Raw genomic sequence first — 9,659 nt, 5'->3', positions numbered from 1 at the left:
GGGAGCCGATCGCGGCCCGCGGGCCGTTCGTCATGAATACTGAGGAGCAGATCCGGCAGGCGTATCAGGATTACCGGGACGGCAAATTCGTATAAAAGCAAGCTATGGATGGCAGAGACCGGCCCTGGGCCGGTCTTTCTATTTATTTTACGGGCATCCGCATTTGCGTTAGTTCCCTTTAGTTTACTAACTGACTCTCGTTTCAGTTCTTATCTTTAGCTTTAATCTCCCTTATAATGGAGCGGAAAGATCAGTTCTAAATTAGTGGAGGGATATTGATGAATTATCGTACGCTTGGCAAGACCGGTCTCAAGGTGTCGGAGGTCGGTTACGGCGCTTGGGGAATCGGCAAAACCGCATGGATCGGAGCCTCCGATGAGGAGTCGCTGCGCGCGCTTAACCGCTCGATCGAGCTTGGCCTGAATTTCATCGACACCGCGATCGGTTACGGGGACGGCCATAGCGAGAAGCTCGTCGGACAAGTCGTCCGCGATCACGGCGGCAAGATCCATGTCGCAACCAAAATTCCGCCGAAAAACTATCAATGGCCCGCGCGCGCGGGTGTGCCGGCCGAGGAGACGTTCCCGGCTGAGCATGTGATCGCCAGTACGGAGCAAAGCCTGCGCAACCTGGGACTCGATACGATCGACGTGCAGCAATTTCATGTGTGGTCGGATGAATGGGTGGGCAAGGGCGATTGGCTGGAAGGCGTGCGCAAGCTGAAGGAGCAGGGCAAAATCCGTTATTTCGGCGTTTCCATCAATGATTATCAGCCGAACAACGCGATCGAGCTGATCAAAACGGGGCTCGTCGACACGGTGCAGGTCATCTACAATATGTTCGAGCAAAGCCCCGAAGACGAGCTGCTGCCGGCTTGTCTGAAGCATAATGTCGGCGTTATTGTGCGCGTAGCGCTGGACGAGGGCGGTTTGACCGGACGGATTACACCGGAAACGACGTTCGACGAGGGCGATTTCCGCAACAACTACTTCCGCGGCGACCGCAAGAAGGAAGTGTACGAGCGGGTGCAGAAGATCGCCTCGGATCTCGAGATCGGCATCGAGGATATGCCTGAAGCCGCATTGCGTTATGTGCTTAGCCATCCGGCGGTGTCCACGGTCATTCCGGGAATGCGTTCGGTGCGCAATGTGGAACGCAACATGCAGGTTGGCGACGGAAAAGGCTTACCAGCCGACAAGGCGGCGAAGGTAAAGCCACATCGCTGGCTACGCGATTTCTACCGCGATTGAAGGATTGCCGGCCTACCCTTTGCGGTAGGCCTTTGCATGGAACGCGTTAATGTGCCGGAACAGGCGTTCTTCATTGAGCGGCAGCGATTCGTCGCCGTCCCGGAAACGCAGCAGCATGGCGCTCCCGTCCGACGCCTTGTCCGCGCAGATCGCTGCGGACAGCGTAATCAGATTCATGACTCGGCCCCCTAAACGGTTAGTTGAATGATTGAGCTCTTAAGCCTATTCTATACTTATCATTAATCGGGAGGCGACTTTCGAATGGCTTTGCTGCAATGTCATTTTTACTCCGAAGTGCTGGGATTAAGCACAACCATGACGGTCATTTTGCCGCAGGCGACCCGTACGCAGATCGGTCTGGATAACCATGCGGGCGGCGGCAAGCATCCTACTCTCTACCTGCTGCACGGACTCAGCGACGACGATTCCATCTGGCTGCGCCGGACGTCAATTGAGCGTTATGCCGCGTCTTACGGGCTGGCGGTCGTCATGCCCCAGGTGCACCGCAGCTTTTATACCGATATGAAATACGGGGAGCGTTATTGGACGTTTCTGTCGGAAGAGCTCCCGGCGCTGGCCCGTTCGTTTTTTCCGTTATCGGATAGACGGGATGATAATTTCGTGGCGGGCTTGTCAATGGGCGGCTACGGCGCTTTCAAATGGGCGCTGCGCCGGCCGGAGCAATTCGCGGCGGCGGCAAGCCTGTCGGGTGCGCTCGATATGGCGAATCATATCCGCAGCCCGAAGATCGAAGGAGGGACCGATCTGTTCGGCTTCATTTACGGCAAGGAGGATATAGCCGGCACGGAGAACGATCTGATGTGGCTGCTCGAGCAGGGAGAAGCGTCGAATAAACCGAAGCCGAAGCTTTATCAGTGCTGTGGTACGGAAGATTTTCTGTATGAGGACAATTTGGCTTTCACGGAAGCCTGCCGCCGGACGAGCTACGATCTGACGGCCGTCTACGATAAAGGCGAGCATGAGTGGGGCTACTGGGACGACCATATCCGGCGGGTGCTCGAGTGGCTTCCGCTTCGCAGATAGAGGTCCCGCATATGGACAGAAACTTTTTCGCGCGCAATCCCGTGCGTGTCGCGGAGCAGTTGATCGGCTGCAAGCTTGTCCGGCGAACCGGTCAGGGTATAATCCGCGTGCGCATTACCGAGACGGAGGCTTATCGCGGAGCGGACGATCCCGCCAGCCATGCGCACCGTGGCCCCACGCCACGCAACACGCTGATGTTCGGAACGCCGGGGCACTTGTATGTTTATTTGATTTATGGCCTGCATCATTGTCTGAATATCGTCGCTCATCCACCGGGCGAACCGGGCGCGGTTCTGATCCGGGCTGCAGTGGCGGAGCGGGGGATGGAGGTTATTCGTTCGAATCGACCGGGCGTTGCAGACGGCCGATTGATGGACGGTCCAGGCAAGCTGGCCAAGGCGCTGGGCATCGATCTGTCCCATAACGGGTTCGATCTGTTCGCTCCAAGCAACGATGCCATCACCGTCGAGCCGTCGGAGAGCCGTTATGTCTGTGCGACGAGCGGCCGAATCGGCATAAAGGCAGGGCTCGACCTCCCGTGGCGTTTCACAGGAGCGAATAAGCAAATAAAAAACCTTGATTAGCCTCATGCTAACCAAGGTTTGTTTTGACTAAGCCGTATACTTCGGTATGCGGCGCGCCGCCATCTCGATTAATGAAATCATCTGTATAGAAGACAGGAGGCCTTGAAATGGACGCACGAACCGGTTTTGTTTACGCCCATCCCGACGACGAATCGTTTCTGAGCGCGGCGCTTATCCGCAGCTTGGCCGACAGGGGCAGGGAGCCTGTGCTGCTGCTGGCCACCCGGGGGGATGCCGGCCAGAATAACGGAGATTACCGTGCGCTGAACCGCCGCGAGCTGGGGGAACTGCGGGAGCGGGAAATGGCGGAAGCCGCCAAGATTCTCGGGCTCGCGGGGGTCGAATATCTCGGATATCCGGATGGTAAGCTGAAGGAGGCCGAGCGGGAAGCATTCGTAAGCGGTGTCGCCGCTTTCATCAACCGGCACTGGCTCGATACGGTATTTACGTTTCCGGAGGACGGCGGCAACTTCCACCCCGATCATAGGGCGATCTCCGATGCCGTGACGACGGCGGTAACCGGCGGGCGCTGTCCGTCCGTGGAGAAATTGTTTGTCGTCTTTTCCGATACGCTCGCGGCCGGCGGCGTCCGTACGGTTTTGAGCGTTGACGTCCTGCCGCTGTGGGAAGTTAAAAGAGCTGCGCTGCAGGCCCATAGTTCGCAAATCGAGGCGATTAAGCGATATTTCGGCGACCTGCATGAATGTCCCGACAACAGGAGGTACGAATCGTTTGCGCTGCGGTGGATGAACGGACAGGACTGGCCGGAAACGGGCGATACCGCGCTTTTCGGCATTTTCGCTTAAGTGTTAGAAACGAACCGCCATACAATTCAACTGAAGGAGGTCCGAAATGGCGGCAAAATATTGTATGGAATGCGGTCAGCCGATGGCACGCCGGTTGATTGACGATACGGAACGGTTGGCATGCACCGCGTGCGGCTTCGTACATTGGGGCAATTATAGCATCGGCGTCGGTGCGCTGGTAATCCGGGACGGCAAGGTGCTGCTTGTCAGAAGGGCGCAGGAGCCGGGTAAGGGCTTATGGACAAATCCCGGCGGTTATATCGAACAGCTGGAATCGATTCGCGAGACGATTCGCCGCGAGGTGCTGGAGGAGGCGGGGAAGGATTGTCTGTCGACGAGCAGCCGATCGTGCCGCTTAACGGATATGGCTTATTCCGGGTATAACGGCTGCATACAAAGCAGGAGAAGAGGTGGGCGTTAGTGGCGGGAATGATTCGCAACGAACGGATTAAAGCGTTGGAAGTCCGTCTTGCGGGGTTGAACGGCGAGGACCTGGGTGTCGTCCCTACCCGCGAGGCGTTGGAAATGGCAAGAAAACTTAAGGTGGATCTGGTCTGCACCTCGTTGATGAGCAGTCCACCGCCCTGCAGGCTGATCGGCGCCGCAGCCGCCGTGCAGGAAGCGCAGCAGGCGCGCAAAAAAGAGCAGCCGTCCAAGGTGAAGGAGCTTCGGCTTACGCCGCGCATTGAAGACCATGATTATGATACGAAGCGGCAGCAGGCGGAGCGGGTGTTGAGCAGCGGCGACGAGGTGCTGTTCGTCGTTCGAATCCAGGGCAAGGAAGGAGCCGCCGCACAAACGCTGCTGGAGTCGCTGATACGCGACCTGAAGCCGTTCGGGCGGGCCAAGACCGGCATTCAGCTGAGCGGCAAGCAGGCGGCTGTCCAGCTCGAACCGGTCGGATCTTGACCAATTTACAGCGCCGTCGATGCGCCGAATGCCGCCGGAGGCAACGGCGGCAAGCACATGGTCCAAATCATCCGGCAAGGACAGGGGGATGCCATGCCCTCTGGCAAAATCGTTGCCCGAGCCGGCGGGAATGAACGATAAACGCAGCGGTCGGGCAGGGTGGTACGCCTACCGCCATTGTTCGCTGCATGAATGATTCGTGCCGTTACATGGATTTTCCTGCCGAGCGGGCACTGTTCGTGAGCAGGCCAATTGCGCGGAATGAATCGGCAAAATCGCCTCTATGCAAAAGCGTTTGGAGAAGATTAGAATAGAGGGGCATGTCAGTGATAAGCGGATCAAAGGAGAATGAACATGTCGAAGATTAGAGTGGCCGTAATCGGCTGCGGATCGATTTCCAAACACCGGCACATTCCGGAATATGCCATGAATCCGAACGTCGAGCTCGTCGCGTTCTGCGACATCGTTCCCGAGCGGTCGCAACAGTATGCCGACCAATATCGCGCCAAAGCGTATACGGATTATAAGGAAATGCTGGAGAAAGAAAAGCCGGATGCAGTCAGCGTCTGCCTGCCGAATGTGCTCCATGCGCCTGCGACGATTGCGGCGGCCGAATCAGGCGCCCACGTTCTTGTCGAGAAGCCGATGGCATCCACCGAGGAAGAAGCACTGGCAATGATCGAATCGGCTAAGGCCAACGCCGTTTTTCTGATGGTCGGGCAAAACCAGCGTTTAATGCCGCCGCATGTAAAGGCAAAGGAACTGCTCCAATCCGGCGCGCTCGGCAAAGTGATTTCGTTCCGCACGTCGTTTGGCCATCCCGGACCGGAGGCTTGGAGCGTTGACGGCCGCAACAGCTGGTTTTTTAACAAGGAAGAAGCGATCATGGGTGCAATGGGCGACCTTGGCGTACATAAATCGGATTTGCTCCGTTACCTGCTCGACGACGAAGTGTCGGAAATCGCCGCTTTCATTGGAACGATCGACAAGCAGGGGACCGAGGTGGACGATAACGCGACATGCGTGCTCCGTATGAAAAGCGGCGCGATCGGCACGCTGGTCGCCAGCTGGACGTACTACAAAGGCGAGGACAACAGCACGGTGCTGTGGTGCGAGAACGGCGTCATGAAAATTGGCACGGACCCCGAGGACCAGGTGATCGTCGAGCTGCGCAACGGGAACGTGGAGAAGTATAAGGTTGGTGCGATCGCGACGAACGAGAGCCAGACGACCAGTGGCGTCATCGACGCATTCATCGACGCCATCGTTGCGGGTCAACCGCCGGTCATTTCCGGTGAAGAAGGGCTCAAATCGTTGAAGGTCATCCTGGCGGCGTTTGAATCGCAGGAGACGGGCAAAATCGTTCAAATCTAAGAAAACGGCAGTCGAATTGACTGCAAATCGACAAAAAGATGGAAGCCGGAAATCCTTTGTGTATAGGGGTTTCTGGCTTTTCGTCTTAGGTATGGACACATCAAATGACAGGTGGTCTGCCTAAAATTATTCAGTCTTTTCATGTTAACTTTGCCGAGGCTTCGGTTGGGGTGCCATAGTGCTTTGCTGCGGGAATTGCGGGTCGCGTCGCTTCGAACGAGCAGCTTTACATCCGGTAGCCTCTTTTGCTAGAATACGATTGCACAATTGTTAACTTATAGATTGGATATTGGTTAACTAAAAAACCGGGGAGGAATAAGAATGATGACTTTACCGACGTATGCAGATTGGCAGCTCATCGCCGAGCAATCGCTTTCCGGCATTGCGCCGACGATCGAACAGGGATTGACCGTGCTGGGCGCGCCTGACGATGAGCTGCTGCCGCTGATGCAGGCCGCTTTTAAAGTGCGCCGCCATTATTACGGCAGGAAAGTGAAGTTAAACATGATCATTAATGCCAAAAGCGGACTGTGTCCGGAGGATTGCGGTTATTGCTCGCAGTCGGTCGTATCGACGGCGCCCGTTCCGAAATACACGATGCTCGACAAGGAAACGCTTCTTGCCGGCGCCCGGGAAGCTTTGGCGCGCCGCGCAGGAACGTATTGCATCGTGGCGGCCGGCAAAGGGCCTACGGAGAAGGAGCTCGAACAGGTCGTCGAAGCCGTCAAGGAAATACGCGATACGATGCCGCTTAAAATTTGCGCATGTCTCGGCATTTTGAAGGACGGACAGGCGCAAAGGCTCGCGGAGGCCGGCGTCCACCGCTATAACCATAACCTGAACACGAGCCGGGCCAATTATCCTTCAATTACGACTACGCATACATACGATCAACGGATCGAAACGGTGGAAAAAGCGAAGCTGCACGGGATGTCTCCCTGCTCGGGCGTCATAATCGGGATGGGCGAAACCGATCGCGAAATCGTCGAAATGGCTTACGCGCTTCGTGAGCTGGATGCAGATTCGATACCCGTCAATTTTCTTAACGCCATTCCGGGCACGCCGCTTGAGGGGGCCGGACGAACGAAGGCCATTAAGGCACTCAAAGTGCTGGCCTTATTCCGGTTCATTTGCCCAACCAAGGAAATCCGCGCGGCGGGAGGTCGTGAAGTCAATCTGCGCACGCTTCAGCCGTTGGCTTTGTATGCGGTGAACTCCTTGTTCGTGGGCGATTATTTGACGACGGAAGGGCAGGAGGTATCCGCCGATCATCAGATGATCGAGGATCTCGGCTTCGAGGTCGAGGTATGTGCGCTTTAATGCGGGGGATCGCTCGTTTTTCACCGTTCTTCTTGATTGTCCCTGCGAATTTGCGGTATACTCTTCTCGCCAAATAACGATTATACGAGGAGAAATAGAATGGAAAAAGTATTGATTTTCGGTCATAAAAATCCCGACACGGATTCCATCTGCTCCGCCATCGCTTACGCCGAGCTTAAGAAAAGCCTTGGCTTGAATGCGGAAGCTGTCCGCCTCGGCGCTGTGGGTGAAGAAACCCAATTCGCGCTCAACACGTTCAAAACGGAAGCTCCCCGGCTTGTCGAGAACGTGGCAACGGAAGCGAAAAACGTCATTTTAGTCGATCATAACGAACGTCAGCAAAGCGCGAACGATATCGACCATGTAACGGTGAATGAGGTTATCGACCATCACCGGATCGCGAATTTCGAGACGAGCGGACCGCTCTACTACCGCGCCGAGCCTGTCGGCTGCACAGCCACGATCCTAAAGAAGCTTTACAAGGAGAACGGCGTCGAGATCCGTAAGGATGTTGCCGGTCTCATGTTATCCGCGATCATTTCCGATTCGCTGCTGTTTAAATCGCCGACCTGCACGGAAGAGGATGTGGCGGCTGCTCGCGAATTGGCCGAGATCGCCGGCGTCAATGCGGACACATACGGCCTCGATATGCTGAAAGCCGGCGCGGACCTGAGCACCAAATCGGTTGCCGATCTCATTTCGCTCGACTCAAAAGAGTTCTCGATGGGCAATGCCAAGGTTGAAATCGCCCAGGTGAACGCCGTTGACACGAACGACGTCCTGTCTCGCCAGGCCGAGCTCGAGGATGCGCTAACGAACATCATCAACCAGAAAAACCTCGATCTGTTCGTCTTCGTGGTCACCGATATTTTGAACAACGACTCCATCGCCGTCGCTCTCGGACGCGAAGCGGGCGCCGTGGAGCAAGCCTATTCCGTGACGCTGGCTGATAATAAAGCTTTACTCAAGGGCGTTGTGTCGCGCAAATCGCAGATCGTGCCCGTACTCACCGATATTTTCAACAAACGTTAATGATTCCTCGTCAATAATAAAAGACAGCCGACTTCACAGGGAGGCTGTCTTTTAAATTCTTTCGACATAACTTCTTATAAATAGAGGTCATCATCTGACAAACATCTCGGCTGCCTTCCTTTACAATAACCTTTGTAGCGTCAATCGCATATAAAGAAAAAGGAGCCGATCCAAAACATGACGGAGCACCAAGACCCCTATCTTTACGCCACCTTTACCGCGGCGGTTTCATATCTCGTAAGTGGCCGTTGTCGGAAAGAAGCCATCCAATTGGCGACGTTTCGTCTGAACGAGAGCACCATTCGTCTGAATCGGACCCAGTTGGTCAACGACAAGGGAGAGAAACTGACTTTTACCGTTGATAAGGTACTTTCTCTGGACTGGACGGATGCCGAGATTTTTTCGGAATTCAACGATCGGTATCGTGTAACTGGTCAGATACGCTTGATCTTTCGGATCGATACCCGGAACGCAAGCCAGGGCAAAGCCCTATTCGGATCCTACAAGCTCCGCAAGGCGCTTTTTGACGATCGTACGGCTTGGACTATTCCCACCAACCGCGAGCCGGCATTCGTCCTTGTGATGAGCCAATCGCTTGAGTGGAATAATATCCCGATCGTTTACAGCTATAGGCTGAAAGGCGTGGAGGCGAAGATTTCATAACCGCACATTTGAAATGCCGCCTTTAGGGCGGTTTTTTGCTGTGGCGGCGTGCCCAGAGGCACGCATCTTCTAGCCGGTGAAAGTCCGGTCACAGGAGGGGCCAAGCCCCTGTGTAGCTAGGATACCTGCGTATGGCGAAATCTGTGCGCAGAAGCGTATCGACAAAAGCACCTGTCAGAGACAGGGCGAGCAACATGTTAGGCCGTAACATAAAGTGAATCCTGCCGCGTCGTCAAAAAGGCCTCGCAAGAGGGAAGAGAGGAAGCCGAGTCTCGCGCACTTGGACGAAGGCCATGGAAGCTGTTCAGAACTTGGAACGACAGCGAAGAATCCTCCGGCGTAGAGGGATCGGCATGGCATGAAAGAGGATGCAGTGAACTGGGGAGACCCTCCCCTGCACGGAGTTTTTTTTCGAAACCGTAAAGAGACGCTCTATAAGCCCAGAAGGTGAAGTGATGAAGAAGTGGTTAGGTGCGGGAGTCATGGAAGAAGGAAACATCAGACGCTTAGATTTAGGAACGCCGCAAGGTGGGGTCATTTCACCGCTGCTGGCGAACATCTACCTGAATTACTTCGATCTCCTATGGGAACGGCATGGCGGTACAGTTGGGGAACTAACCCGTTACGCGGATGATCTAGTGGTCATCTGCAAAACAAAGAAGGATGCTGATCGGGCG

General features: G+C 55.3%; 12 protein-coding genes and 2 pseudogenes. 12 read left to right on the top strand and 2 right to left on the bottom strand.

The annotated features are described in order from the left end of the window. On the top strand, window positions 1-95 hold a 95-nt coding region (locus BG52_RS15050; RefSeq protein ID WP_317628070.1), incomplete at its 5' end, for a pirin-like C-terminal cupin domain-containing protein. 183 nt (window positions 96-278) lie between these two features. Further along, complete coding sequence (locus tag BG52_RS01235) at window positions 279-1,250, top strand: aldo/keto reductase (protein WP_036666670.1); 972 nt, start codon at window positions 279-281, stop codon at window positions 1,248-1,250. Window positions 1,251-1,262: 12 nt separating this feature from the next. Here BG52_RS01235 and BG52_RS15815 read toward each other — a convergent pair whose 3' ends face one another. Next, entirely contained in the window at window positions 1,263-1,427 is a 165-nt protein-coding gene (locus BG52_RS15815; RefSeq protein ID WP_190287430.1) for a hypothetical protein, read from the bottom strand. An 84-nt stretch (window positions 1,428-1,511) separates the two neighbouring features. Here BG52_RS15815 and BG52_RS01230 point away from each other — a divergent pair, with 84 nt between their 5' ends. The 5 genes from BG52_RS01230 (at window position 1,512) to infC (ending at window position 4,593) form a co-directional block, all read left to right on the top strand. Beyond that, entirely contained in the window at window positions 1,512-2,294 is a 783-nt protein-coding gene (locus BG52_RS01230; protein ID WP_036579489.1) for an alpha/beta hydrolase, read from the top strand. Window positions 2,295-2,305: 11 nt separating this feature from the next. Next, a complete protein-coding gene (locus tag BG52_RS01225) occupies window positions 2,306-2,878 on the top strand; it encodes a DNA-3-methyladenine glycosylase (RefSeq protein WP_036579486.1) in 573 nt (190 codons plus the stop codon). Between the two features lie 107 nt (window positions 2,879-2,985). Next, a complete protein-coding gene (locus BG52_RS01220; RefSeq protein ID WP_036579484.1) occupies window positions 2,986-3,684 on the top strand; it encodes a PIG-L deacetylase family protein in 699 nt (232 codons plus the stop codon). A 46-nt stretch (window positions 3,685-3,730) separates the two neighbouring features. Continuing rightward, window positions 3,731-4,105 (top strand): NUDIX hydrolase, encoded by a 375-nt coding sequence (locus BG52_RS01215; RefSeq protein ID WP_081793469.1) that lies wholly within the window; start codon window positions 3,731-3,733, stop codon window positions 4,103-4,105. A gap of 8 nt (window positions 4,106-4,113) precedes the next feature. Next, complete coding sequence (gene infC / locus BG52_RS01210) at window positions 4,114-4,593, top strand: translation initiation factor IF-3 (RefSeq protein WP_036579705.1); 480 nt, start codon at window positions 4,114-4,116, stop codon at window positions 4,591-4,593. Between the two features lie 27 nt (window positions 4,594-4,620). On the opposite strand, the pseudogene BG52_RS16720 reads toward infC, so the two are convergent. Continuing rightward, a pseudogene (locus BG52_RS16720) lies at window positions 4,621-4,740 on the bottom strand (diacylglycerol kinase family protein); the annotation flags it as partial. A 207-nt stretch (window positions 4,741-4,947) separates the two neighbouring features. Here BG52_RS16720 and BG52_RS01205 point away from each other — a divergent pair. The 5 genes and pseudogenes from BG52_RS01205 to BG52_RS15810 form a co-directional block, all read left to right on the top strand. Then, window positions 4,948-5,967 carry a Gfo/Idh/MocA family protein gene (locus BG52_RS01205; RefSeq protein WP_036579482.1) on the top strand — a complete coding sequence of 340 codons (1,020 nt, stop codon included), beginning with the start codon at window positions 4,948-4,950 and terminating at the stop codon, window positions 5,965-5,967. Window positions 5,968-6,291: 324 nt separating this feature from the next. Then, window positions 6,292-7,287 carry a biotin synthase BioB gene (bioB, locus tag BG52_RS01200; RefSeq protein ID WP_036579702.1) on the top strand — a complete coding sequence of 332 codons (996 nt, stop codon included), beginning with the start codon at window positions 6,292-6,294 and terminating at the stop codon, window positions 7,285-7,287. A gap of 99 nt (window positions 7,288-7,386) precedes the next feature. After that, entirely contained in the window at window positions 7,387-8,319 is a 933-nt protein-coding gene (locus BG52_RS01195; RefSeq protein ID WP_036579479.1) for a manganese-dependent inorganic pyrophosphatase, read from the top strand. 177 nt (window positions 8,320-8,496) lie between these two features. Next, window positions 8,497-8,982 (top strand): hypothetical protein, encoded by a 486-nt coding sequence (locus BG52_RS01190; protein ID WP_036579475.1) that lies wholly within the window; start codon window positions 8,497-8,499, stop codon window positions 8,980-8,982. A gap of 416 nt (window positions 8,983-9,398) precedes the next feature. After that, a pseudogene (locus tag BG52_RS15810) lies at window positions 9,399-9,659 on the top strand (reverse transcriptase domain-containing protein); the annotation flags it as partial.

Origin of the sequence: Paenibacillus darwinianus (assembly GCF_000598065.1) — a bacterium.
GTDB classification, from domain to species: domain Bacteria; phylum Bacillota; class Bacilli; order Paenibacillales; family Paenibacillaceae; genus Paenibacillus_I; species Paenibacillus_I darwinianus.
Note: the sequence above shows the minus strand (reverse complement) of the source record. Positions and strands in the feature narration are given on the sequence as shown.